Origin of the sequence: Andreesenia angusta (genome assembly GCF_001855385.1) — a bacterium.
In the GTDB taxonomy this organism is placed as follows: Bacteria; Bacillota; Clostridia; order Tissierellales; family Gottschalkiaceae; genus Andreesenia; species Andreesenia angusta.
This window is the reverse complement of sequence record NZ_MKIE01000005.1, coordinates 121,954-147,060: the sequence shown is the minus strand read 5'-3', so window position 1 is coordinate 147,060 and position 25,107 is coordinate 121,954. Positions and strand designations below refer to the sequence as shown.

The following is a 25,107-nucleotide window of genomic DNA, read 5'->3' as shown; positions in this document are numbered from 1 at the left end:
GGAAATGCGTTGGGAAAGTATTTTGGAACAGACGGAGTCAGAGGAATTGCGAACACTGAACTGAGTCCGGAGTTATCATATAAAATAGGAAGGGCAGGAGCCCATGTCCTTACAAACGGAAAAAAGCATGTGAAGATAATAGTCGGAAAAGACACAAGAATTTCTGGGGATATGCTGGAAGCGGCTCTTGAATCTGGAATCTGCTCTGTCGGAGCAGACGTGATATCTGTAGGAGTCATACCTACACCTGCAGTTGCACATCTAGTCAGGGAATACGGAGCAGATGCAGGGGTAGTGATATCTGCATCTCACAACCCAGTCGAATACAACGGCATAAAATTTCTAGACAGCCAGGGCTTCAAGCTTCCAGACAGTGTAGAGGAAGAGATAGAGAGGCTTATAGACTCTGAGCTGGAGGGAATCCCAAGTCCAACTGGATCGGATGTTGGGAGGTTTTTAAAGCAGGAAACTGCTTGCGAGGACTATATAGATTTTCTTATGAATGCCGCTGAAACAAAGCTGGACGGAATGAAAGTTGCACTTGACTGTTCAGAAGGAGCGGCTTTTAAATGTGCTCCAGAGCTTTTCAAGAGGCTAGGTGCAGATGTATATACTATACACAACAATCCTGACGGGACCAATATAAACAAAGACTGTGGTTCGACTCACCTAGAAGCTATAAAGCAGTTTACAGTTGAAAACAAATGCGATATAGGGCTTGCTTTCGACGGGGATGCCGACAGATGCCTTGCCGTGGACGAAAATGGAGAAGAAGTCAACGGAGACTTCATAATGACAGTGCTTGCAAAACACTTCAAAGACAAGGGAGAGCTTGAAAAAGACACTCTCGTTGTAACTGTGATGAGCAATATGGGGCTTTTCATAGCTTGTGACAGAGAAGGCATAAAGCTTGAAAAGACAAAAGTCGGGGACAGATATGTGCTTGAAAATATGAAAGCTAATGGATACAAGATAGGCGGGGAGCAGTCAGGACATATAATCCTCCTCGACCACAATACGACTGGAGATGGACTGCTCACTGCGCTTTATTTGACTACAGTGTTGAAGGAAAGTGGGAAAGCACTTTCAGACCTTAAGAGCGTAATGACGGAGCTTCCACAGGTGCTTGTAAATGCCAAGGTTCCAAACGAAAAGAAAAACATATTCAACGAAGACGAGTGCATAGTAGAGAAGATAAGAGAAGTGGAGTCTTCGCTTGATGGTAGGGGAAGGGTCCTGATAAGAGCTTCTGGAACAGAGCCTCTTGTGAGGGTCATGCTCGAGGGAGAGAACATAGAAGAGATAGAGCAAATGGCAAATGAGATAGCTGATATGATACTGGCGAAGTCCAAGTAGACTAAAGAAAAGGAGCATTTAGCGTAAATGTGTGGATATATAAGCGTTATAAGCAGAAAAACAAACGGCGAAAAGTTGATGAAGTCTGAAGACCTAAAGAAGATGACAGATATAATTCACCACAGAGGACCAGATAGTGACGGCTATTTTGACGACGGGAAAGTGGCTTTTGGATTCAGAAGACTTAGCTTTTTCGACTTAGAGCACGGTCATCAGCCGCTTTCCTACATGGATGGCAAGTACAAGATAGTTTTCAACGGAGAGATATACAACCATGTAGAGATAAGGGACAGGTTGAAGTCTAAAGGCTACAAGTTCAGCACGACTTCCGACACAGAGACTATACTGGCGCTGTATGTGGAGAAGAAGAAAGAGCTGCTTTCAGAGCTTAGAGGTATGTTCAGCTTTGTGATATACGACATAGAAGAAGAGAGTATTTTTGTGGCGAGAGACAATTTCGGCATAAAGCCACTTTTCTACTGTGAAGATGACGACAAGATATACTTTGCATCTGAAAAAAAGAGCATACTGGCAGTGAAGGACTTGAAGACGGTGGACAAGACATCGCTTCAGCAGTATCTAACTTATCAATACGTTCCTGGAGACAGAACTATGAACGAAGGTGTGCTAGAACTTCCACCAGGACACTTCGCAGAGTTTAAAATAGGCGAAGACATGAAGATTCAAAAGTACTGGCAGGCTGAGTTCAAGAGACAGCCTCTCAAGATAGAAGAGGCTAAAAAGCAGATAATAGATGTGCTCAGAAATTCAGTTAAAGTGCATATGAGAAGTGACGTGCCAGTAGGATGCTTCTTAAGCGGTGGGGTTGACTCCACTGTAGTAGCGGCACTCTCGAAGGAAGTCAATCCTGCAATAAAGACTTTCACTGTGGGATTTGAAAGGGAAGGTTTCAGCGAGATAGACTTTGCTAAGGAGTCGGCAGAGAGCATAGGGGTGGAGAACATATCCTATGTCATAAGCCCAGAGGAATTTGTGGAAGAATTGCCGAAGATAGTCTGGCATCTAGACGATCCTGTGGCAGATCCTGCACTTATACCGCTTTACTTTTTGGCTAGAGAGGCCAGAAAGAGCGTAAAGGCTGTGCTGTCCGGAGAAGGGGCAGACGAGCTGTTTGGAGGGTACAATATATACAGAGAGCCTATATCTCTAGATGTATTTAAGAAGATACCTAAATGTCTTTACTCTCCGCTTAGAGGAATTTCAAAGGCCATGCGTGAAGGTATGAAAGGGAAATCACTTCTGGAAAGAGGTACTACCCCACTAGAGGACAGGTTCTACGGAAATGCCAAGATATTCACTGAAAGTGAGAAAATGAGGTTCTTAAATAGCTATTCACCTAACACAAGCTACAAAGACATAACAGGGCCTATATATGAGAAATTCAAAGACTATGACGACGTTACCAAGATGATGCAGGTGGATATCCACACATGGCTTAGAGGAGACATACTGGTAAAGGCGGACAGGATGACTATGGCCAATTCGCTTGAGCTTAGAGTTCCCTTCTTGGACAAAGAGGTATTCTCGGTCGCATCTAGGATAGGCACAGACCTCAGGATAGCTAGCGATACAACAAAATATGCGTTGAGAGAGGCCGCAAAAGAGGTTGTAAAAACAGGCGCCTCTACTAGAAGAAAGCTGGGATTCCCAGTGCCAATACGCCATTGGCTTAAAGACGAAATACACGATTGGGCTGTAGACATCATAAGCAACAGTGAAATAGACGAGTATATAGACAAGAAATACGTACTGTCACTTTTAGAAAGTCACTGCAAGGGTGTAGCAGACAATAGCAGGAAGGTGTGGACTGTGCTGATATTTGCGCTTTGGCATCAGATCTATGTAGAAGGCAAATACCAGTTTTCAAAATAAGTAATATTTATAAAGGGACATGGCATAGAGAATCTCTAGGGCCATGTCTTAGAACAAGAGGAGGATTTAAGTTGTCTAGACCAAAAAAACTCAGAAAAGTATGTGAAAAGCCTATATTCGAAAGATTTGGGCCATCAGGTGAATGTTGCATCAGAGATACAATTTTAATGACACTAGAAGAATACGAAGTTATAAGACTGATAGACCATAGGAATTTAGACCAAATAGAGACATCTGAGAAAATGGGAGTGGCCAGATCTACTATTCAGAGGATATACAAGGAAGCAAGAGAGAAGCTGGCAGATGCGTTGGTCAACGGAAAAAACTTAAAGATACAGGGAGGACAGTACGAGCTCTGTGAGAAAAAAAAGCAGATGAAAGACTGCCCGGACTGCCCTGCACAGATCAGAAGAAGAAGAAGAAATAAAAAGACTAACGCTTAAAGAGAAAATGTAATATAATAAGCGTAAAGCCCATATATGTAAAATAAAAGCGCCAGGACTTTGCGTCTTGCAAAGTTGACGAGGACAGAGTCTATCGAGGATTCGGCGGATACTCTGCGTTTGACCAGCGTCAAAGCTTCTACAAAACTCGGGAGCGATTTCGAGGACAAAGGGAAGCGGAGGTCTATGGGCTTCTTTAGAAATTGAAAGGAGCAATTGAAAAATGTGTGGAATAGTAGGTTATATAGGATATAGAGAGGCTACGTCTGTGCTTATAGACGGTCTTTCAAAGCTTGAGTACAGAGGCTACGACTCGGCAGGAGTGGCTATACTAGGAGAAAGCAAGCTCACAATAGCTAAGAAAAAGGGAAGGCTTGCAAACTTAGAGGACAGAATAAACGAGTTCCCTATAGAGGGGACAATCGGAATAGGGCATACGAGATGGGCAACTCATGGGGAGCCTTCAGATGTAAACTCGCACCCTCATTTCAATGGGAAAGAGAGCATATCGGTTGTCCACAATGGAATAATAGAGAACTACATGTACCTGAAAGAATGGCTTATATCACTTGGATATGAGTTTAAATCAGATACAGACACTGAGGTAATAGCACATCTGGTAGACCATAACTACAACGGAGACATAGTCGAGGCAGTGGCCAAGACTGTGCAGAAGCTAGAGGGATCGTATGCGCTGGGCGTGGTGTCGAAGCAGGAGCCGGACAGGCTTGTAGCTATTAGAAAGGACAGTCCGCTTATAGTGGGGCTTGGAAAAGGTGAGAATTTCATAGCTTCAGACATACCTGCAATACTGAACTACACTAGAGACGTATACCTGCTAGAGGACAAGGAAATGGTTGTGCTTACTAAAGACGCTGTAGAGATACAGACACTTGAGGGGCTTCCAGTGGAGAAAGAGATATTCCACGTGACTTGGGATGCCCAAGCTGCTGAAAAAGGTGGATACGAGCACTTTATGATAAAAGAGATTCACGAGCAGCCTAAAGCCATAAAAGATACAATGACTTCAAGGATAATGAGTGATTCAGACGAAATTGTTCTAGACGACATAAAACTTACAAAAGAAGACTTAGACAATATAAACAAAGTCTTTATAGTGGCGTGTGGAACAGCTTACCATGCTGGGATGGTTGGAAAATACGTGATAGAGAAGCTGGCTAGAATACCTGTAGAGGTGGACATAGCTTCGGAATTCAGATACAGAAACCCTATAATGGATGAAAAGACACTTCTTATAGTTGTAAGCCAGTCAGGCGAGACGGCAGACACGCTTGCAGCCTTAAGGGAGGCTAAAAAAGCCGGAGCAAGAGTCATGGCAGTCACAAATGTGGTTGGAAGTTCTGTTGCAAGGGAAGCCGACGACGTGTTCTATACATGGGCTGGACCAGAGATAGCAGTTGCGTCCACCAAGGCCTACACTACACAGCTTATAGCTATGTATATACTTGCGCTTTACCTTGGAAGGCTGAACGGAAAGCTCTCAGTAGAGGAGTTCAGAACTATAAGAGACGAGATGCTTGTACTTCCTGAGAAAGTGGAGAAGCTTATACAAAACAAAGAAGAGCTACAGAAGTTTGCAGACAAGAACCACATGCATAGGGACATGTTCTATATAGGTCGTGGGCTAGACGGATCTGTCTCGCTTGAGGGCGCACTTAAGCTCAAGGAGATATCGTATATACATGCAGAGGCATATCCAGCTGGAGAGCTGAAGCACGGGCCAATAGCTCTTATAGATCAAGATATACCTGTAATAGCACTAGCGACACAGGAAGAGCTATTTGAAAAGATGGTCAGCAATATAAAAGAGGTAGTGACTAGAGGAGCCAAGGTTATATCGTTTGCGCTAGAGGGAAATACAGATATAGAGCAGGTTTCGGATCAGGTAGTATATATGCCTAGAACTATATCAATACTGACTCCTATCCTCTCGGTAATACCGCTTCAGCTGCTTTCATACTATGTTGCAGTTATAAGGGGTTGTGACGTGGATAAGCCAAAGAACCTTGCCAAGTCGGTTACAGTTGAATAAAGAATAGAGAAGAGAGCTTAGCTCTCTTTTTTTTTATTAATAGAAACATACATTTGCTAAAAATGATGTACAGTATTGTAAATTAGTATTATTTGGTATATAATCTTGATTAAGTTATAAAAGGGAGCGTACATAATGCGATAGGAGGAAGTTGCCATGAGTTTTGAATATCTCTATATATTGAGTGCTGCAATATTCTTTTTATGTTTTATGTCTATAGGATTCCTGTTGCTAAGTTCATATAAGAGCAAGATGACATACTTGAACTACAATAGCTGCAAATTAAATAGAATCAAGTCTTTAGATTACGATATTCACCTAGATTCCGTGGACTTTAGACAGTATGAAAAATATGAAATTTGGAGACTCTACTTTCCAGACTAGAGGCAAGATATAATAATTCAAACCACAAATACTCACAATTAGGAGATGAAATTATTATGTCTAATATACTGAATGATGTCTTAAATATTATGTTTGGACTGACTAATGACTGGGGGATGGCTATAGTAGCTTTGACTATACTTGTTAAAGTCATAATGCTGCCATTGTCTATAAAGCAAAAGATAGCCATGTCAGAGCAGCAAAAACTAAGCTCAGCTGTTAATGAGATAAACAAAAAATATAAAAACAATGAGGAGAAGAAAAACGAAGCGCTAAAGAAGTGCTACAAGGAAAATAGCTCAAGTCTTTTAGGTTTTTTTATAGTCTTTCTTCAACTTCCGATACTGATACCTCTATTCAATTCTATAAAGGCTTTGAGTATAGAGACTGGGTCGGCACTGGTGCCGTGGGTTTCAAGTTTAAAGGTGCATGACAGCAGCTATATAATATAATTCCGATTATATACTCGCTGGTCGCTCTGGGGCCTAGCTTGCTGAACTATATAGGCTACTTAAAGGGATTCAACAGCGACAAGCCTCTGAAGCAAAATATAATAACTACTATTGTCATTTCGATTATGCTGACGTTCAAAAGCCCTGTAGTAATGGGAATATACCTTATAACGAGCGGAATCTTTTCAATTTTAGAAGAGCTGATCTACAGGTCTTTATTTAAAAGCAAGTGTAAGGCATAGATATATGAGAGTCGAGAGTAAAAACTCGACTCTTTTTTATTTTCAAAGAAAAAGTAGAGCAGTTTTTGATAAAAAAACGTCAATATCTATTCATCAAACCCTACGGTTTTGTTCGAAACACCAGCAATACTGCTGTACAAAATAAATATTTCTAAAAAGTAAATTATTAAGAATACAAAATAAGTTCGTAACAGTTATTTTACAGACAAACTTTGAGGCGCAATGTATACTTTGAAGTACATAGGTTTGGGAAAACCTTATCAACAAGAATGATTATAAAAGAGGAGGAGAAATTTTGGAAGAACTAAATAATAAAGTTGAGTCTGTATCGAGCGACTCGGGAAATTTCTTGGAAAGGTTCTATCAGCTGTCTAAATACGGAACTGACGTAAAAACCGAGATCATGGCTGGAATAACGACTTTCTTGACCATGGCGTATGTGCTGGTAGTTGTACCAGGATTTTTGGCGGACGCAGGGATGCCAGCCGCGGGTCTGTACACATCTGTATGTCTTATATCGATAATAGGAACATTTTTTCATGCGTTCTACTCTAAGCTGCCGCTTGCGACAGCGCCAGGTCTCGGACTGACCATATTCTTTGCATATACTGTAGTTGGCCCTATGGGTTATACTTGGCAGCAGGGACTTGCAGCGGTAATGGTGTCGGGTATAGCGTTCTTCTTGGTGTCTATGACGTCAATAAGGGAATCTATAATAGATAGTCTGCCTAACAACATAAAAGTGGCTATCACCGGCGGAATAGGACTGTTTATAGCTGTCATAGGGTTCAAAAACGCTGGAATAGTTGTAGCAGTAGATGGCGGAATGTACTTCGGAGATGTTTCAAATCCAGCAGTTCTGCTCAGTATATTTGGGCTACTTCTGACTCTAGTGTTGATGGCCAAGGGAATAGGTGCCGCTCTTATAGTTTCCATAGCTGCAACTACTCTTATAGGTATACCGCTTGGAATAACTGATGTAAGCAAGTTAGGGTTCCTTTCGATTCCACCGTCAATAGGAGGGACTTTCTTCCAGCAAGACTTTGCAGGGCTATTTGGAAGTGGCGGAATAGGAGTTGCGCTACTAAACGTAGTTATGGTAGTTCTGACTATAAGTTTGGTGGACTTCTTCGACAATATGGGAACTCTTCTGGCGGTAGCGGACAGAGGGAAGCTGTACGATGAAAACGGAAATGTAAGAAACATGAAGAAAGCGCTTGTCTCAGACTCTATATCAACTACTCTAAGCTCTTTCTTCGGAACGACTACTACGTCGACTTACCTAGAGTGTTCTTCAGGAATAGCTGCAGGTGGAAGAACTGGTCTTGCAGCCCTAACTACTGGAATACTTTTCATAGTTGCAATGTTCTTCTCGGGACTTGTCAGCATTATTCCAGGGGCGGCAACAGCTCCGGCGCTTATAGTTGTAGGAGTTCTCATGATGAGTTCTGTTACAAGACTAGACTTCTCTGACATAACTGAAGGTGCTCCAGCATTCTTCACTATGGCGCTTATGCCATTCACAACTAGCATAGCCGAAGGTATAGCCGGAGGAATAATAAGCTACGTAGTGCTTAAGCTTGCAACAGGAAGAAGAAAAGAGATAAAGATACCAATGTATATACTGGCGATTCTATTTGTAATAAGATTCGCAATAATGTAGTAGATTTCAAGGGCCTTTTCCCAGGAAGAGGCCTTTTTTTTATTGCCTAAGAGTGATAGAATTGTATAGATAAAATAGCAGAGAGAGGAAGATAGTTTTGGCAATAGAAAAAGCGGAAGAAGTTCTGGGAAATCCTATAGAAGGAGCTCTAGAGAATACCGAAGTGAGAACTTTTTTAAGGTTTCAGGAAAAGCTTATAGACTGGGGACTTGAAATGGCTCCCAAGCTTTTAGCGGCAATCCTCGTGATGGTGATAGGCTTTTGGATAGTCAGGCTGCTTAAAAAAATGCTGGACAAGGTGCTGAAGAAAAGCAAGGTAGACAAATCGCTTCACTCTTTCATAGAGTCCATATCCGAGTTCCTTATGAAGATAATAGTGGTTATAACGGCGGCTACTATGCTTGGAGTCCCTGTGACTACATTTATAGCTATGCTGAGTGCGGCCGGACTTGCCATAGGTCTTGCACTTAAAGACAGCTTGGCCAATTTTGCCGGAGGGATACTGATACTTGCATTCGAGATATTCAAGATAGACGATGTCATAGAGCTTGACGGGATATCGGGGACGGTAAAGGAAATAAAGCTGCTCTACACCAGGCTTAACACTGTAGACAACAGGAGAATAATAATTCCAAACGGCGACTTGGCGACTGGCAAGATAATAAACTACACTGCAGAGAAGCTGAGAAGAGTGGATATGGTCTTTGGAATAGGCTACAAGGACGACATAGACAAAGCCAGAGACATAATAAATGAGATAATAAAAAAGAACAGGCTGGTCATAAGGCATCCAGAGCCTCTTGTTCAAGTAACTAGTCTGAGCGACCATTCAGTTGACATAGCTGTCAAGGTATGGTGCGATGCGGACAAATACTGGGACATATATTTTGAATTCCAGGAAGAGATCAAGAAGGCATTTGACAGCGGAGGGATTTCGATTCCATACCCTCAGACAGATATACACATATACAAAGAAATCATGGAAAATGAGAAGCTCTAGGCTGTTTTAGTCTGGAGCTTTTTATTTTGACGTAAAAGGGGTATAAATTAATCAAATTCATGGGGGTGAAGTCATGGGAAAGATAATTGGAAGGTATGTAGTTCCACATCCGCCTATAGTGGTTCACGAGATAGGTCGGGGTCAGGAAGAAAAGGCTGTGAAAACTGTAGAAGCCTTGGAGAGAGTGTCTGAGGAAATCGCCAGGTTGAGGCCAAGCACTGTGGTGGTTGTAACGCCTCATGGACCGCTTTTCAGCGACGCCATAGCCATAAATCAGCTGGAAGAGGTCGAAGGCGACTTTGCTCAATTTGGAAGGCCTGATGTCAAGATGAAGTTAAGAATAGATTCCGAGCTTACAGAGCGAATAGTGGACAGTTCTTTTGAAAAGGGGATACCACTTGTCTCGATAAACGAGAAAATTATAAAGGGCTATGATATAAGCGGAAAGCTAGACCATGGGACCATGGTTCCGCTCTACTATGTAAACGAGAGATACAGCTCCTACAAATTGGTCCACATAACATACGGGATGCTTTCGAGAAAAGAGCTGTACAGCTTTGGAGAGGCCATAGTGGAAGCTGTTTCATCAGGTGACAGCGACGTGGTGATGATAGCGAGCGGAGATCTGTCCCACAGGCTGAGTGAAGATGGCCCTTATAGCTACAGCCCTGCGGGAGAGGAATTTGACAGCACGCTTTTATCGGCCCTTGAACGGGGGGACAGTGAAAGCGTCATGGAACTGGACGAGGAGCTGGTGAGAGACGCTGGAGAGTGCGGGCTCAGGTCACTTTGCATACTGCTTGGAACTCTGAAAAACATGGATTACACTGGGGACGTGTTCTCTTATGAGGGGCCGTTTGGAGTTGGATACGCTGTCGTAAAGTTGGACACACTGAATAGCTGCTATACTAGACTGGCCAGAGAGAGTTTAAAGCACTATATAAGGCACGGGCGGGAGATGGACATTCCGGACTATATTCCAGACAAGATGAGAAGCGTGAAGAGAGGGGTGTTTGTGTCTTTCAAGAAACACGGAGAGCTTAGGGGCTGCATAGGCACGATATACCCCACTACGGAAAATGTGGCTGAAGAGATAATCAGAAATGCCGTGGAAGCGGGACAGAGAGACCCTAGGTTCCAGCCGATTGCGGAGAGCGAGATAGACGAGCTTGAAGTGTCTGTGGACGAACTTCTAGAGCCGGAGCTGGCAAGCCGTGATGAGCTCGACCCAAGAAAATACGGGGTCATAGTGACTTCAGGCATGAGAAGAGGACTTCTGCTTCCGGACCTTGAGGGCGTGGACACAGTGGAGTACCAGCTGTCTGTGGCGCTTCAAAAGGCAGGGATATACAGGGGCGAAGACTACAGCATAGAGAGATTTGAAGTCATAAGACATGGTCAAGATGAATAGGAGGTGGAGGATTTGGAGAAGCTAGCCAGCTATTTCAGAAAGACAGAGGACGGAGCTGTATGCGAGCTATGCCCTCATGCTTGCAGAGTAAAAGAGGGGAAGAGCGGCATATGCCGTGTAAGGCATGCTAGAGGCGGAGAGATCTACTCTGAAAACTACGGGGAGATCTCATCTCTTGGGATTGACCCTATAGAGAAGAAGCCGCTGTTCCACTTCAGGCCGGGAAAGAGCATACTCTCCTGCGGAAGCTATGGGTGCAATTTCAGCTGCGGCTACTGCCAGAACTACAGCATAGCCCATTTCAAGCCCATGACAGACTATATAGGGCCGGAGCAGATGGCTGAGAAAGCTGCAGAGCTGAGCCAGAGAAAAAACGTAGGGCTTGCATTCACGTACAACGAGCCTACGGTGTTCTACGAGTACATGCTGGACACGGCAAATATCTGCAAGTCTAAGGGGCTTGACGTGGTGGTGGTTACAAACGGATATATAAATGCAGAGCCGCTTGAGGAGCTGCTTCCGTATGTAGATGCCATGAACATAGACCTGAAGTCCTTTAACGAGGATTTCTACAGAAAAGTCTGTGGAGGCAGCCTTTCGGATGTCTTGCGCACTATAGAGCGGGCAAACAAAAGCTGCCATGTGGAGCTAACCACCCTTGCCATAACGGGCTACAACGACTCGGACGAGGAGATGGAGGAGCTTTCAGGCTGGATTTCCGAGCTGGACAGGTCGATACCACTCCACATATCCAGGTACCATCCGACTTACAAGTTCAACGAGATTCCGACCCCTGTTGAGAGGATATTGAAGCTCGCCGAGATAGCCAAGCAAAAACTGGACTACGTCTATATAGGAAATGTGGGGGATGTGGACAACAACACGTACTGCCCGAACTGCGGGAGCACCATAGTGGAGAGGGACGCATATTCCTCTAAAGTGAGAAACAGCTCTGACATATGCGGCAAATGCGGAGAGAGGCTGAATATAGTAATATAGCTCGAAAGGTGATAAAATCGTAGTGTAGAGATAGATTGCGGTGAGGTGCTAAAAATTGAAAAAAATAGATTTAAACAGCGACATAGGAGAGAGTATGGGAGTTTACAAAGTCGGCCTTGACGAGGAGATAGTCAAGCATATCTCCTCTGCCAATATAGCCTGCGGATGGCATGCGGGAGACCCCCTTGTGATGGAGAAAACGGTTGATATCTCAAGAGATCACAGCGTGAAGATAGGGGCTCATCCAGGCTTTATGGACATGATGGGCTTTGGAAGGCGAAACATATCTGTAAGCCCGAAAGAGCTGAAGTCATACGTTAAGTATCAGCTAGGAGCCATAATGGGCATAGCGGCCAGCAGAGGGGCTAAAGTGGAGCATCTGAAAGCTCACGGATCAATGTACAATCTGGCGGCCAGAGACATAGAGTTGGCCATGGCCCTTGCAGAGGCCGTATACGAAGTGGACAAGGGCATAATACTGGTGGGGCTTTCAAACAGCGAGATAATCACAGCTGGAAAGAGAGTTGGGCTAAAGGTGGCCAACGAGGTGTTTGCAGACAGATCATATAATAGAGACGGGACCCTTGTGGACAGAAGCGTTCTGGGAGCTGTGATAGAGGATGAATCTTTTGCCATAGAGAGAGTAGTCGGAATGGTGAAAGACGGCAAAGTCAGGTCTATAGACGGGTATGAAGTCGAGATAGCTGCCGACACAGTATGCGTCCACGGCGACAACAGAAAAGCTGTAGAGCTCGCAAGGGGAATAGGTGAAGCACTTAAGTGCTCTGGAATTTCAGTGGTCTCCATGAGTGAAGTGCTGGGGTAGCGGCATGAAGACGAAATATACTTGTTCAGGGGACAGGGCTATCACGGTGGAGTTTGGAGATAAGATATCCGAGACGGTATCTAGAAGAGTTTCGGCCATGAAGAGGGAAGTGGAGCGCAGAAGGATATACGGCGTTGAGGAAGTGGTGCAGACCTACAGATCCCTTTTGATCTACTACGACCCGATTAGGGGTTACAGAGAGCTTGAAAAAGAGCTGATTGAGATAGAGAGAACGCTAGAGACGGAAGAGAGAACACCAGAGAGAACAGTGGAGATACCGGTTCTATACGGCGGTGAGTTCGGACCAGATATAGAGGCTGTTTCAAGACACTGCGGACTTCCAGTCGACGAGGTGGTTAAGCGGCACGCAGAGGGCAGGTATCTTGTCCACATGATCGGGTTCACCCCAGGCTTTCCATACCTTGGAGGGCTTGACGAGTCGATTTCAGCTCCAAGGAGAGACACTCCTAGGCTGAAAGTGATGAAGGGCTCTGTAGGAATAGCTGGAGTCCAAACCGGGATATACCCCATAGAGAGTCCTGGAGGATGGAATATAATAGGGCGAACACCCCTTAAACTCTACAGTCCGGAGAGAGAAGTGCCTGTGCTGCTTGAGCCAGGCGACTACGTCTCGTTTAAGAGCATAGATAGGGATGAATACAAGAGGCTTGAAAATATGGTGGAGAGAGGTGAACTCTGATGAGCGACTTGGAGATAATCAGCCCGGGGCTTTTCACCACGGTTCAGGATTCTGGCAGATACGGCTACCAGTCCTACGGAATACCTGTAAGCGGGGCTATGGACATGTACGCCTACAAAATGGCCAACTATATACTGGGAAACAGCGAAAGCGATGCAGTGCTGGAAGCCACAATTTCCGGGCCTAGGATATTGTTTCGCTCGCCTATGGAAATCGCCTTGACCGGGGGAGATATGTCTCCGAGCTTAAACGGGGATATGATCGAGATGTGGAGGTCAGTTGAGGTGAAGCCTGGAGATGTTTTATCGTTTGGAGAGCTGAAGTCGGGGGCTAGGACGTATATAGCTTTTTTTGGCGGACTGGATATACCTCTTACAATGGGAAGCCGGTCCACCTATGCGAGGGGAGAAATCGGTGGATATCTCGGAAGACAGCTCCGCGAAGGCGACAAGCTCAAGGTGTTCAGGAAAACTGGGATTGACGGAGGTAGCCTTTCAAAGAGGCTTAACCCTCTATATATACCAGAGTACAGAGAAGAGAAGCAGGTTAGAGTCGTGCTTGGGCCACAAAAGGAGTATTTTTCAGATCTCGGGATCGAGACATTTCTGTGCTCCGAATACAGATGCACTGCTCAGATAGATAGGATGGGTTACAGGCTCACAGGGCCCAAAGTGGAGTCTATTTCAGGAACAGATATAGTTTCTGACGGAATAGCATTTGGAGCCATACAGATTACAAACGGAGGAGAGCCCATCATCATGATGTCGGACAGACAGACTGTTGGGGGCTATGCCAAGATAGCCTGTGTAGTTTGGGACGACTTGAGCAAGATTGCACAGTCCAAGTCAGGTGATAGAATTAGGTTCAAGAGCGTGGCTATTGAAGAAGTGCAGAGCGCTAGACTGTGATATAATGAAGCTAGAAAGAAAACCGATAGAAAATACAGCGAGGAGTGAAAGAAAATGAAAGAAGAACTGCATAAAAAGAGATGCGAGGCATGCACCATAGGGGCTGAACCGCTCAAGCCAGAGGAGATAGCAGAGTATATGGAGTCGCTAGACTGTGGATGGGAAGTGGTGGACAATCATCATTTAGAGAGAGTCTTCAGGTTTAAGAACTTTGTAGAGGCTCTTGACTATGTAAATAGAGTTGGAGCGCTTGCGGAAGAAGAACAACATCATCCAGATATAAGTCTGTCCTGGGGAAAAGTCGTGCTGACGCTATTTACCCACAAGATAGATGGACTCAGTGAAAGCGATATAGTGTTTGCGGCTAAAATAGACAGAATGAAATAGTGAGGAAGTGGAAGTGAGACATGGCTAGACCTGTGAAGATGAGAAGAGTTGAGTTTTTTCCAGATACAAGCTATTTTATACCGGCTGGAAAGCCCAAGTGTAAAGTGGAAGAGATGAATTTGAAAGTGGAAGAGCTTGAAGCTATGAGATTAAAGGACATAGAGGGCTTGAACCAAGAAGAGTGCGCAGAGCAGATGGGGGTGTCTCGCCAGACATTTCAAAACATAATAGACAGCGCTAGAAAGAAAGTGGCGATAGCTTTAACTGAAGGCTTTGCCATAAGCATAGGTGGAGGAAACTACACGAGCAAGCACTGCAGCTTTACATGTAGAGACTGCGGACACGAATACGAGGCGGGCTATGAGCAAGACAAGGTAAGATGCCCTGCATGTGGCTCAGAGGAGATAGCTTGCAACAAGAGGGGAGCTGTCTGCAAAAAGCACTGCATAGACAAAAAGTTCAGGATAGATTGAACCTCCTATCCTGAACTTTTTTGTGTCAAATTTCAGACGGTATTAACTCGTTTAGGAAAGGGAACTCTTCTCTGTAGACTTCAAGCTTAGAAAGGCCTGTATGCCTTATATTGCGGAAGTTTTCCAGATTGCCGAGTATTATCTCCTCCTGAGATTCGTATATGGTATCCACTATGTCGGATATGGATAGAATCCTGCCCTCTAGGCTGTCAGACTTCGGATCCAGGACCATTGACTTGAGATACCCGTTTAGATCTTCTGGCACAAGATTGCAGTAGATGCTGTCGTAGTACTTGCTCTCCACTTTCAGCACTTCCTGCTTTGTGTCGGAATTGGCGTTCTTAGTCCCAGTGATGATGTCGCCAGTGTAGAGTTCGATGTCGTCATGGAAAAGTGACCTTACAAGCAGATCCTCTAAATCCACCTCTGAGCTGTCAAGGTAGTAGTAGACAAAGAGAGATACAAGCGACACAAACCACTGATGTTCCGCCACGCTTCTGACTCTGTGTTTGAATATATTCTGGTACCTGACAACTCCCATAAGCCCCCTTATCTCTGTGATATAGCTGTAGAAAGTGTAGTCGAAGTCGAAAATATCCTTAGCTTCCAAATTGCTGTATACGAAACGCTTGTTCTCTTTGAGTTCAGACTTGAACTTAGAGAGGTGGTAAGACATGCTCTTGGGCATCTCGGAGAGCAGAAGCTTGGCTGTAATAGAGTCTATGGAAAGAAGCTCTTCAGTCGTGTCTTCTAATATTTTTTCGAATTTAAAGCCATTACCAAGGGAAACTTCATCAAAACACTCCAGGAACCTGTTTACAAGGCTGGCTACCCTGAGAACCTGTCCTTCTATAGAGTTGTCTTTTGCGTATAGAACTTTTGACTTTATATTTTCAGATATAAATAGGGGCAAAAGAGGTTTGTACGAAGAGTCATAGAACTTGTCGTAGGTGTCTAGGAGCGTGCTTCTCATATTGGGAGTTGCAGATAGGGTGTTGTTCTGAATATCCCCTGTTATGGCCTTTATAGTGCCGCTCAAGATGCTCCTCTGAAGAAGCTCGCTCATGTCGAGAGCGCCACCAAGGCGATTCTCCCAGTAGCCGAGCATATATGAGATCTTGGAGTATCCGAATTTGTGTTCTGCTATAGTTCTTGGAACTAAAGATATCTTGTTTTGGTATCTTTTTATCTCCATCAAGTTTCGCATTGTGTGAAAATAGTTGGAAATGTTCATGAAATCACCTCGCTTTAATTAAAGTATACCCAAGTTAGGACTAGAGTCTAGAAAAAAATCATAATTGAGATATAATATTCTATGATAGGAGATGATGCTTTGAAAGGAAAAAACAACTTAACTGAAGGAAATATAGTCTCTACTCTGCTGAAACTGTCAGTTCCAATAATAGCTACAAACTTCATTCAAACAGCTTACGGCATGGTGGACATGATCTGGATAGGCAGGCTTGGGAGCAAGTCTGTGGCCGCAATAGGAACGGCCAGCTTTTTTGTGAATCTGGCGATGGCTCTGTTCACAATAGTCATAATAGGCAGCGGAGTCAAGATAGCGCACAGCATAGGGGCAGGAGACAGCGAAGGGGCAGAGGAGTATATAAAGAGCGGATTTATAATGTCTTTTATTTTAGCTATAGTCTATGCCTTGTTTATACTGATATTCAGAGACAGGCTTATAGGTTTTTTCGAGCTAGGAGACCCAGAGGTCGAAAGGCTGGCTGTGCAGTATCTTGTTATCTCGATGGTAGGAGTTCTCTTTATGTGCTTCAACAATCTGTACAGCAATATATTCAACAGCTATGGAAACAGTGCAATCCCATTTAGGGTCAACTCAATAGGGCTGCTTCTAAACATAGTGCTAGATCCAATTCTTATATTCGGCATAGGTTTTATACCGCCTATGGGAGTTGCAGGAGCTGCTATAGCTACAGTATTCTGCAGACTATTGGTGCTTATGGTGTTTTATACATCTGGAAAGAGATACTTCAAAGTCTTTGGCCAGGACATAAAGTTCAACAGAGAAAAGGCCAAATCTGTAATCAAGATGGGGATTCCGATCACAACTCAGAGAGTCACTTTTATATTCATATCCATAATGATAGCCAAGATAATAGCTGTTTGGGGGCCTACTGCAATTGCTGTTCAGAAGGTCGGGCTTCAGATAGAGTCCATATCTTACATGACTATAGGGGGACTTCAGGGAGCGATAGCCGCATTTATAGGTCAAAACTACGGGGCGAAGAAATTCAAGCGTATAAGAGAAGGGTACTACAAATCGCTGGCCATGACGCTTGCATTTGGAGCCACTGTCACAGCTGTTTTCTTGATATTTCCAGAGCAGATATTTAAAATATTTCTAAACGATAAGGAGAGTTTAGAGATAGGGGTCTACTACATGAGGATACTGGGTATATCTCAGGCGTTTATGTGCATGGAACTCTTGACGGTAGGAGCTTTTAACGGCTTGGGTAAGACTTACGTAGCACCTATAATAAGCATCACTTTCACGGCTCTAAGAATACCCATAGCATTGCTTCTATCCAGTGAAGATTTGTTTAAGCTTAACGGAATCTGGATGAGTATAAGTGTAAGCAGCATAGTAAAAGGATTGCTCTTGGTCAGTATGTTTCTATACTACCTTAGAAGAAATAAGGAGAAATATCTTCTAGACTTAAAGTAAACTGGTTTAGCGTTCAAAAAAGGGGTAAAACTAGGTCTGAGGTGAATTCTGTTTTATTTTCAAGCAACTTTAGGAGGGAAAGAAACGGTGAGAAAGGGAACCGAAATAGACGGTTTAAGCAAGACAAAGATGATTATTTTGGTCTGGATAGCTTCACTTATACTGCTCTCGATATACTCATACTCGAAAGTATCTAGTCAAATAAAGTCCAATCTCGGCAACAAGGCTATGTTTGCGGCGATAAGCGTTTCAAACGAGCTCAGCATGAGCGACAGAGAATACAGGCACATACTGGATATGGACTTTGAAGACGCCTTAAACACTGCAAAAAACCTTGAATTTGAAAGCAAATCAAGAAAATACATGGAAAGTACAGATATAAAATATATATACTTAGAAAGCTTGGTTCCAAAAGATAAAGTTAGATACGATGTAAAGCCCGAGGAACAAGAAGACTTCAATGCATCAGCTGGAACCAAGCTTGAAGTCGTATACTTGCTCGACGCTGTAAAAAGTGAAGCCATAAGGGAAGAGGACACAGGCGGACAAGGCTATTCCGACAAAGATAGGTATGATGTGCTTAGTTCTGAGTTTGAAAAGATATACATAGAGGGAAAAGCTACATACACCATAAGCGACGGGAAATGGGGAGAGTATGTGACAGGATACGCTCCTTTCTACACCGAAAGTGGAAAATACATAGGAATGGTAGGGGCAGATATATACATGGACAAATACTATAGAGAGGTCGGCGTATTTTTGAAAATACTCTCTGGGTTTGTAGCCATAAATATTATAGCTGGGATTATAATACTGAAGTCGGCCTTAAAGCTGAAGACGACTAAAAGCTTCGTAGAGAAAATAGAGAATCACTATTCGACAGACTATCTGACCTCTGTTTTAAGCCGAGAAAAATTCCTAGATAGGCTGTCTAGCATATGGAGAAGTGTTGAAAAAAATGAAAAAGAGATAGGGCTATTTATGCTGGACATAGACCATTTCAAAAACTACAATGACAACTATGGGCATATAAACGGGGATGAAGCCATAAAGGCTGTATGTAGAGAGGTAAAAGTGAAGGTAGAAGAGCATGGAGGCTTTATGGGAAGATTCGGGGGAGACGAGTTTCTCATAGCTTTCGAGGGTATGGCATACTCGAAGATGAGCGAGGTCGCAGACGAAATTGTGAAAAGAGTGGAGAGACTGGGGTATAAGCATGAATACTCCAGTATAAGTGACGTGATTACGGTAAGCTTAGGAGGAGTCGCAGTAGAGCCAGAGGACGGGGTGTCTATGGAAAATGCGATGGAGAAGGCTGATATGGCGCTCTACAGAGCGAAAAAACACGGCAGAAACAGGGCGCTTGTACTAAAGATAGATTGAATGTAGGAGGGATAAAATGGAAGATAATTTGATTTTGGCATTTGCGGTGACGCTGTTTGCTGGACTGGCAACCGGAATAGGAGGGCTTATAGCTTTCTTCGCAAAAAAGACTAACACCAAGTTTTTGTCAGCAGCGCTAGGTTTTTCGGCAGGTGTCATGATATATGTATCTTTCACAGAGATACTTGTAAAGTCCAGAGAGTCTTTGATGTCCGAGCTTGGGGACAGCATGGGCATGTGGGTATCTATAGCCTCTTTTTTTGGAGGCATGCTTGTCATAGCCATAATAGACAAGCTGGTGCCAAGTTTTGAAAACCCACACACTATGCATTCCCAGTCTGATATAGAAGAGCTCAGGCTTGACAGCAACGCTGTGGATATAGGCTTTGAAAACAAGGATAGAATAGAGGATAAAAGCAATCTATACAGGATGGGAATAATGTCTGCCATTGCGATAGGGATTCACAACTTCCCGGAAGGGCTTGCGACTTTCACTGCGACGGTGAAAGATCCTAGCCTAGGTGTTCCAATAGCCATAGCCATAGCTATACACAACGTTCCAGAGGGTATAGCTGTTTCAATTCCACTCTTCTATGCCACAGGAAGCAAGAAAAAGGCCTTTATATACTCTTTTCTGTCGGGACTGGCAGAGCCTGTGGGGGCAATTGTGGGATATCTGCTGCTTTCAAGGCTTTTTAACGACATGACTTTCGGCATACTCTTCGGGATAGTTGCGGGAATAATGGTGTATATATCGCTTGATGAACTGCTTCCAGCTTCAGAGGAATATGGAGAGCATCATATATCAATATATGGGCTTATATCGGGGATGGTTGTGATGGCGGTGAGCCTAGGACTTTTTGCTTAGATCTGTTATGAAGAAATCCAAGCTCTGAGACGATATAAATCGTGAAGAGGCTTGGATTCTATTTTTTACGGGGGTGGGGACATGGGCGTAGGAAGAGTTGGGGACATAGAGAGAATAAGACAGAGAGTTCACGACAACGTTGTAGAGAGGATGACAGTGGTCAGGGGGGCTAACATGGTCAATCCAGTAGACAGGGTGGACCCGGTTGCAAATGACTCTAGGACTGCATACAATTTTTTAACCGGCTCAGATGAGTTCTACGACAAGCTTAAGAATCTCAGAAAAGAGTATGAGAGCTTCTACCATGATCAGCAAGAGCTAGAAAAAGCTATAAAGGAGCTTGAGTATGACGACAGCATAGTGGAGAACATGGGAAAGCTTGTGGGAAACTACAACAACGCAATAGAGTCGCTTAAGTCTTTTGACTACGACTTTGGGACAAGCTACTACTCGAGGATAGTGAATATAATAAATGACTTTAAAGTAGAGCTGTTCAGAATTGGGATAATAAGGGGAAGCGACAACAAGCTTATATACGATAAAGAGAAGTTCAAGGAAAAGCTGAACGAGTCAGACGATGCTTTTAAGTTCATATTCGAGCCTGTAAAGGGACTTATAATAAGGCTCTACAAAGCTTTCAAGAACATAAAGATACCTAAGTTCGAAGAGGAACTAGAGGGGAAATACAGAGAGCATATGGACTACGAGGGGATAATACTGGACGAAAAGGGATAGTGTAATTGAAAAGCATTTCTATGACTTCTACTCTTTTGAGTAGAAGTTTTTTTGTATGAATAAAAAGGAGGAATAGACATGATAGCAAGCACTTTTCTGATACTTTCGCTTGGAATAGCTTTCAACAAAATTTTCAAGGCGCTTAAACTCCCAGGGCTTCTAGGGATGATTCTGCTGGGCATGGCCATAGGACCATACGGCGCTGATCTTTTAGATAGCTCCATGATAGAGATATCACCTGACATAAGGATGATAGCCCTTGTTGTAATACTGCTGCGAGCGGGGCTTGGAATAAATAAGGACGTACTGAAAAGCGTAGGCACAATATCTCTCAAGATGAGCTTTATACCATGTGTAGTCGAAGGTATCGCCATTATGATATGTTCAAGGTATCTGCTTGGGATAAGCTATGTGGAAGCTGGAATGCTCGGCTTTATAGTGGCAGCAGTCTCCCCGGCCGTCATAGTTCCGTTTATGATAGAGCTGAAAGAGAGAAAGCTTGGAACGAGCAAGGGGATTCCGATAATAATACTCTCAGGTGCATCTATAGACGATATATTCGCCATAACCATATTTACAGCATTTCTGAATATATACTTTGGGGAGGGCTTGAGTGCTCTGAGTCTTCTGGGAGTGCCCGCCAAGATAATAGGGGGGCTCTTCGCCGGATTTATGCTTGGATATGTTATATATAGAGTGTACAGATCAGGACGGGTTCTAGAGCAGAATAATGAAAGGCTGCTGCTCGTGCTGGCTTCTGGGCTCTTTATGGTGATGCTTGAAAAGAGCATAGCCATATCGGGTCTGTTGGGAGTTATGACAATGGGATTCTTCCTCTTGGAAAAGCTCAAAGACAAGGTCAAGCCTCTGGAGAAAGGCTTGAATGACATATGGTTTTTTGCGCAGATATTTTTATTTGTGCTGATAGGCTCAGAAGTAAATATTTCAGTTGCGCTAGACATGGGTATAAAGAGTATAGCAATAATAATCATAGGGATAATAGCTAGGGGGATAGGTGTTATGATTTCGCTTTTGGGATCGAAATTAAATGCGAAAGAGAGGCTTTTTTGCGCAATTGCCTACATACCGAAAGCCACAGTGCAGGCCGCCATAGGGGCCATTCCGCTTTCAAGGGGAGTGGAGTCAGGGGAGGCTATACTGGCCATTTCGGTGCTTGCAATACTGTTGACAGCTCCTATAGGAGCCATAGGCATGGAGCTTTCCGCCAACAAGCTTTTGTCTGAAAAATAGGAGGGATATATATGTACGCTAAAGATATAATGAAAACAGATGTTGTGACGGTAAAGCCAGAGGAACTTATAAGCGATGCAGTTATAAAGATGGTAAAAAATGAGATAAGTGGGCTTCCAGTTGTGGACGATAACGGATATCTAATAGGGGTTATATCTGAGAGTGATGTCTTAAGTCATGGACAGCTCCTGCTGGTACCCGACTATCTAGAGCTCTTAGAGGTGCTTCTCTACAGACAGACACCGGAAAAATACAGGGAAGAGCTGAAGGATACTCTGAGAGAGCCTGTGGAGAGCGCAATGAGCAAAAAGGTGATCACAGCTGAGCCAGACACCCCTGTAGGCGAGATAGCACTCTTGATGTCGGAAAAAGACATAAACAGAGTCGTAGTGGTTGAGAAACACAAAGTTATAGGAATAGTGGCCAGAAGAGATATAATAGCTGCTATATCAGATGTGCTACAGCCTTAATCGGAGAGTAATTTGGAGCCTTAAGATGCACAAAGTTGCATTTTTATGGCTCTGCCTTTTGTTAAATCTGGTATATGACCAGTTACTGTAGACAATATAACGCATTAAATGTATAGTAATAGTTGGAGAACGTACATAGAAAGCGAGCAAGGAGGAAGTCACAGGTGAAGAAGTTAGATATGAAAATTATAAACAGCATTTTAGAAAGCAATCTCCAAAGATATCTCTATATTGGGAACTACGGCATAGAAAAAGAGAATTTGAGAGTAAACTCTAAAGGAGAGCTTTCACAGCGTCCACATCCAGAGTGTTTTGGACACAAAGTAGACAATCCATATATAAAGACAGATTTTTCAGAGAGTCAAGTAGAGGTAGTAACGCCAGCACTTGACACGATAGAGGAAGCCTATGACTTTCTTCGGAACTTGAACAACATAGTAAATACAAATATAGGGGAAGAGTACCTCTGGCCTCAGAGCTCTCCATGTGTGCTTCCAGAAGAAGAGAAGATACCACTGGCCGACTTTGGAACAGGAGAGCGTGGACAGAAGGAGACAGCCTACAGGGAATTTCTTTCGCAAAAATATGGTAAAAAAATACAGATGATTTCTGGAATCCACTACAACTTCTCTTTCAAAGAGTCGTTTGTGAAAGCACTGTGCGACAGTTGCGAGAGCCAGGATAGCTTCAGGGAGTTTAGGAACAATCTCTACCTTAAGCTGAACAGAAAGCTGCTGAAATACAGATGGCTTCTGATATACCTTACAGGCGCTAGTCCGTTTATACACAAGACTTATGACTCTAAATACTTCAGCAAGATGACTGATATAGAGGACAGGTATATGTATGCCAACAGCATGTCTCTCAGAAATGGATTTTGCGGATATAGAAATGAAAAAGACTATATAGTGTCCTATGACAGCGTGGAAGGATATATAGAGAGCATAGAGAAGCTGATAGCGGAAGGGGAACTGACAGACGCCAGGGAATTCTATACGACGGTCAGACCTAAGGGCAAGAACAACAAGAAGTTACTGGACTCGCTGAAGGAAAGTGGCATAAAGTACCTTGAGATAAGGTCGATAGACTTGAACCCGCTAGATCGGAACGGTATATCGCTGGACTCTTTCTATATGACACACCTCCTGGTACTTTATTGTCTGCTTACGGAAGACGAGAGCTTTGGAGAAGCGGATCAGGTTATGGCGTATAGAAATCACGAGTCGGTTGTCAACTACGGGCTCAACCAGGAGATATATATACACGATGTAGATGGAAATAAGACAACTATAGAGGAAGCTGGAGGAGAGATCCTAGAGGCCATGGAAGAGATAGTTGAGATATTCGGTCTGTCTAGCAACCCTAACTTCTCGGGGGCACTGAAAACTGCCAGAAACAGGATAGAAAACAGAAGAGAGACTATAGGCTACAAGGTCTATGAAGGTATAAAGCGTGACGGATTTGTGGATTTCCACATGAAGCTTGCGGCGGAATACAGGGAGCTGAGCAGAAGAGAGGAGTACAAGCTCTTTGGCTATCAAGACCTTGAGCTTTCAACGCAGATACTTTTAAGGGACAGTATAAAGAGAGGGCTGGACTTCGAGGTTCTAGACCTTGAAGACAATTTCATAAAGCTTTCAAACTATGAAAAGATGGAGTACGTAAAGCAGGCCACCAAGACCTCTAAGGACTCCTATATAACCATAATGATGATGGAAAACAAGGTGGTCACCAAGAAGATACTGGAGAGAAATGGAATAAGGGTTCCGAAAGGGGATCACTACAGAGACAGAGAGCAGGCCATATTAGACTACGAGAAATTTAAAGACAGCAGTATAGTCATAAAGCCCAAAATGACCAACTTCGGAATAGGTATAACCATATTCAAGGAGAGTTTCTCAGTTGAAAGCTATATAGAGGCCATAGACATAGCTTTCGAGCATGGTGACACCGTGCTGGTGGAGGAATTCATAAGCGGCAAAGAGTACAGATTTATAGTGGTGGGGGACCGTGTCTGCGGTATACTCAACAGGGTTCCGGCCAATGTGACGGGCGACGGCACTTCCAGCATAAGAGGTCTTGTAGAGGAAAAAAACAAGGACTTCCTGAGGGGGAAAGGATACAAGACTCCGCTTGAGAAGATAAGTTTGGGGAAAGCCGAGGAGATGTTCCTGAGCTCCCAGGGGAAAGACTTCGAATATGTGCCATCAGAAGGCGAAGTCGTATACTTGAGGGAAAACTCCAACATAAGCACAGGTGGAGACAGCGTCGACTACACAGACGAAATAATGGACGAGTACAAGCATATAGCCATAGAGGCGGCAAAAACTGTGGAGGCCAGGTTCTGCGGAGTGGATATCATGATAGACGACATAACTGAGAAGCCAAACGAGGAGAACCACGCCATAATAGAGCTTAACTTCAACCCGGCCATCCATATACACTGCTACCCTTATGTAGGAGAGAACAGAAATCTAGGAGAAGCGGTGCTCAGAGAGCTGGAGCTGATCTAGAGAAG

General features: G+C 43.8%; 23 protein-coding genes. 22 read left to right on the top strand and 1 reads right to left on the bottom strand.

Annotated elements, in window-relative coordinates:
* Positions 1 to 9 precede the first annotated feature (9 nt).
* From glmM to EUAN_RS07600, 15 genes are all read left to right on the top strand, one after another.
* On the top strand, positions 10 to 1,356 hold the full coding sequence (glmM, locus tag EUAN_RS07670; RefSeq protein WP_071063370.1) for a phosphoglucosamine mutase: 1,347 nt from the start codon (positions 10 to 12) through the stop codon (positions 1,354 to 1,356).
* 27 nt (positions 1,357 to 1,383) lie between these two features.
* A complete protein-coding gene (gene asnB / locus EUAN_RS07665; RefSeq protein WP_071063368.1) occupies positions 1,384 to 3,249 on the top strand; it encodes an asparagine synthase (glutamine-hydrolyzing) in 1,866 nt (621 codons plus the stop codon).
* A gap of 71 nt (positions 3,250 to 3,320) precedes the next feature.
* Entirely contained in the window at positions 3,321 to 3,692 is a 372-nt protein-coding gene (locus tag EUAN_RS07660) for a DUF134 domain-containing protein (RefSeq protein WP_071063366.1), read from the top strand.
* A 223-nt stretch (positions 3,693 to 3,915) separates the two neighbouring features.
* On the top strand, positions 3,916 to 5,745 hold the full coding sequence (gene glmS, locus EUAN_RS07655) for a glutamine--fructose-6-phosphate transaminase (isomerizing) (RefSeq protein WP_071063364.1): 1,830 nt from the start codon (positions 3,916 to 3,918) through the stop codon (positions 5,743 to 5,745).
* A 440-nt stretch (positions 5,746 to 6,185) separates the two neighbouring features.
* Positions 6,186 to 6,581: a membrane protein insertase YidC gene (yidC, locus tag EUAN_RS12245; protein WP_084655829.1), complete on the top strand. Its 396-nt coding sequence runs from the start codon at positions 6,186 to 6,188 to the stop codon at positions 6,579 to 6,581.
* 38 nt (positions 6,582 to 6,619) lie between these two features.
* Positions 6,620 to 6,823 (top strand): hypothetical protein, encoded by a 204-nt coding sequence (locus EUAN_RS12240; RefSeq protein ID WP_084655828.1) that lies wholly within the window; start codon positions 6,620 to 6,622, stop codon positions 6,821 to 6,823.
* Between the two features lie 295 nt (positions 6,824 to 7,118).
* Positions 7,119 to 8,486: an NCS2 family permease gene (locus EUAN_RS07640; RefSeq protein WP_071063360.1), complete on the top strand. Its 1,368-nt coding sequence runs from the start codon at positions 7,119 to 7,121 to the stop codon at positions 8,484 to 8,486.
* 97 nt (positions 8,487 to 8,583) lie between these two features.
* A complete protein-coding gene (locus EUAN_RS07635) occupies positions 8,584 to 9,486 on the top strand; it encodes a mechanosensitive ion channel family protein (protein WP_211266318.1) in 903 nt (300 codons plus the stop codon).
* A 73-nt stretch (positions 9,487 to 9,559) separates the two neighbouring features.
* Positions 9,560 to 10,897: an AmmeMemoRadiSam system protein A gene (gene amrA / locus EUAN_RS07630; RefSeq protein ID WP_071063359.1), complete on the top strand. Its 1,338-nt coding sequence runs from the start codon at positions 9,560 to 9,562 to the stop codon at positions 10,895 to 10,897.
* A 12-nt stretch (positions 10,898 to 10,909) separates the two neighbouring features.
* Positions 10,910 to 11,896: an AmmeMemoRadiSam system radical SAM enzyme gene (gene amrS, locus EUAN_RS07625; RefSeq protein WP_084655827.1), complete on the top strand. Its 987-nt coding sequence runs from the start codon at positions 10,910 to 10,912 to the stop codon at positions 11,894 to 11,896.
* Positions 11,897 to 11,951: 55 nt separating this feature from the next.
* Positions 11,952 to 12,722, top strand: a complete 771-nt coding sequence (locus tag EUAN_RS07620) for a LamB/YcsF family protein (RefSeq protein WP_084655826.1) — start codon at positions 11,952 to 11,954, stop codon at positions 12,720 to 12,722.
* A gap of 4 nt (positions 12,723 to 12,726) precedes the next feature.
* A complete protein-coding gene (pxpB, locus tag EUAN_RS07615) occupies positions 12,727 to 13,422 on the top strand; it encodes a 5-oxoprolinase subunit PxpB (RefSeq protein WP_071063354.1) in 696 nt (231 codons plus the stop codon).
* Complete coding sequence (locus tag EUAN_RS07610) at positions 13,422 to 14,330, top strand: 5-oxoprolinase subunit C family protein (protein WP_211266317.1); 909 nt, start codon at positions 13,422 to 13,424, stop codon at positions 14,328 to 14,330. Before pxpB ends, EUAN_RS07610 begins: the two co-directional genes overlap by 1 nt.
* Before the next feature lie 54 nt (positions 14,331 to 14,384).
* Positions 14,385 to 14,717, top strand: a complete 333-nt coding sequence (locus EUAN_RS07605) for a 4a-hydroxytetrahydrobiopterin dehydratase (protein WP_071063352.1) — start codon at positions 14,385 to 14,387, stop codon at positions 14,715 to 14,717.
* A gap of 20 nt (positions 14,718 to 14,737) precedes the next feature.
* Positions 14,738 to 15,190, top strand: a complete 453-nt coding sequence (locus tag EUAN_RS07600; RefSeq protein ID WP_071063350.1) for a DUF134 domain-containing protein — start codon at positions 14,738 to 14,740, stop codon at positions 15,188 to 15,190.
* 25 nt (positions 15,191 to 15,215) lie between these two features.
* On the opposite strand, the gene EUAN_RS07595 is transcribed toward EUAN_RS07600, so the two are convergent.
* Positions 15,216 to 16,424, bottom strand: a complete 1,209-nt coding sequence (locus tag EUAN_RS07595) for a YfbR-like 5'-deoxynucleotidase (protein WP_071063349.1) — start codon at positions 16,422 to 16,424, stop codon at positions 15,216 to 15,218.
* 99 nt (positions 16,425 to 16,523) lie between these two features.
* Here EUAN_RS07595 and EUAN_RS07590 point away from each other — a divergent pair, with 99 nt between their 5' ends.
* From EUAN_RS07590 to gshAB, 7 genes are all read left to right on the top strand, one after another.
* A complete protein-coding gene (locus EUAN_RS07590; protein ID WP_071063347.1) occupies positions 16,524 to 17,882 on the top strand; it encodes an MATE family efflux transporter in 1,359 nt (452 codons plus the stop codon).
* Positions 17,883 to 17,969: 87 nt separating this feature from the next.
* Positions 17,970 to 19,265 (top strand): sensor domain-containing diguanylate cyclase, encoded by a 1,296-nt coding sequence (locus tag EUAN_RS07585; RefSeq protein ID WP_071063345.1) that lies wholly within the window; start codon positions 17,970 to 17,972, stop codon positions 19,263 to 19,265.
* A 16-nt stretch (positions 19,266 to 19,281) separates the two neighbouring features.
* Positions 19,282 to 20,133 carry a zinc transporter ZupT gene (gene zupT, locus EUAN_RS07580; protein WP_071063343.1) on the top strand — a complete coding sequence of 284 codons (852 nt, stop codon included), beginning with the start codon at positions 19,282 to 19,284 and terminating at the stop codon, positions 20,131 to 20,133.
* Between the two features lie 81 nt (positions 20,134 to 20,214).
* Positions 20,215 to 20,868 carry a hypothetical protein gene (locus EUAN_RS07575; protein ID WP_071063341.1) on the top strand — a complete coding sequence of 218 codons (654 nt, stop codon included), beginning with the start codon at positions 20,215 to 20,217 and terminating at the stop codon, positions 20,866 to 20,868.
* 78 nt (positions 20,869 to 20,946) lie between these two features.
* Positions 20,947 to 22,119, top strand: a complete 1,173-nt coding sequence (locus EUAN_RS07570) for a cation:proton antiporter (protein ID WP_071063339.1) — start codon at positions 20,947 to 20,949, stop codon at positions 22,117 to 22,119.
* 11 nt (positions 22,120 to 22,130) lie between these two features.
* Positions 22,131 to 22,589 (top strand): CBS domain-containing protein, encoded by a 459-nt coding sequence (locus EUAN_RS07565; protein WP_071063337.1) that lies wholly within the window; start codon positions 22,131 to 22,133, stop codon positions 22,587 to 22,589.
* Positions 22,590 to 22,753: 164 nt separating this feature from the next.
* Positions 22,754 to 25,102 (top strand): bifunctional glutamate--cysteine ligase GshA/glutathione synthetase GshB, encoded by a 2,349-nt coding sequence (gene gshAB / locus EUAN_RS07560; RefSeq protein WP_211266315.1) that lies wholly within the window; start codon positions 22,754 to 22,756, stop codon positions 25,100 to 25,102.
* Positions 25,103 to 25,107 lie beyond the last annotated feature (5 nt).